Raw genomic sequence first — 563 nt, 5'->3', positions numbered from 1 at the left:
CACTGCTATCAGGCTGATCTACACATTCATTCCACTCATAAAGTTTACGACCAACCGGTTTAATGGATACATGCATATGCCTTTGAACAAGCTTTCTTACGAAACTATCAAGAAAACTTGGATGTTGCGTGATTAACACGATATCTAAGCCATGATGTCGATGTAATGCTAAAGCTTCTATAAATGGAGGTACTTTTGAAGCGGCGGAACGTGTACCCAACAGCCTTTGCGCTTCGTTTATGATGACGAGCGAGCCATAAGGGAGGAAGTCTTGAAAAGGCTTCTCTTTAATTTGTTCATCTGTAAGTTCTTCATGTTCTATTTTAAGTTCGGGGATGCCGTTGACAAAGAGCGGGCGTTTTTTCTTTACACCGTCTTTATCAGTAAAATGTGTGTAGCTTTCATCTGTCATCAACATATTGACGATAGAGCTTGTCTTTCCACTACCCGGAACGCCCGTTTGTAAAATAATCATTTAGCTTTTCCCCCTGGAATAAATGACATTTTGCTGATACTTTGCATAGCAACATTAAATGCAAATGCACCGAATATCAGACCTAATG

Annotated in this window: 1 protein-coding gene; it reads right to left on the bottom strand. The window is 40.0% G+C overall.

The window, feature by feature from the left end:
• On the bottom strand, positions 1 to 475 hold a 475-nt coding region (locus HMPREF2700_RS05010), incomplete at its 3' end, for a zonular occludens toxin domain-containing protein (protein ID WP_283129672.1).
• Between the last annotated feature and the right edge of the window lie 88 nt (positions 476 to 563).

This window comes from Neisseria sp. HMSC068C04, assembly GCF_001810105.1.
Lineage (GTDB): Bacteria > Pseudomonadota > Gammaproteobacteria > Burkholderiales > Neisseriaceae > Neisseria > Neisseria flavescens_B.
The sequence above is the reverse complement of the archived record's forward strand: the minus strand, read 5'-3'. Positions and strand labels throughout refer to the sequence as shown.